Origin of the sequence: Pseudomonas sp. SID14000 (assembly GCF_002165135.1) — a bacterium.
Lineage (GTDB): Bacteria > Pseudomonadota > Gammaproteobacteria > Pseudomonadales > Pseudomonadaceae > Aquipseudomonas.
Genome location: NZ_NFZQ01000203.1, coordinates 1 through 245 on the forward strand (window position 1 = coordinate 1; position 245 = coordinate 245).

Here is a 245-nt window from a genome sequence, read left to right on the forward strand (position 1 = left end):
TCGGCGACTGCGTGGCCCAGCGCAACGTGCATGCGGCGATCTACGACGCCTTGCGCCTGTGCAAGGACTTCTGATCGCACTGGCATGAACACCGCCCCCGAGGGCGGGATTGGCCCCCTGTGGGAGCCTCCCATGTTGAACACCCTTCTACCCATCCTGCTGTTCGCTGCCCTTGGCCTGGCGGTGCTCGGCGCCCTGCGCCGGGTGCGCATGTGGCGGCGTGGCCGGCCGTCCAAAGTCAACCT

Annotated in this window: 1 protein-coding gene; it reads left to right on the forward strand. The window is 67.8% G+C overall.

Going from position 1 to position 245, the window contains the following annotated elements:
• Positions 1-132: 132 nt before the first annotated feature.
• A partial coding sequence (locus tag CAY82_RS26570; RefSeq protein ID WP_140399199.1) for a DUF3483 domain-containing protein occupies positions 133-245 on the forward strand: 113 nt, incomplete at its 3' end.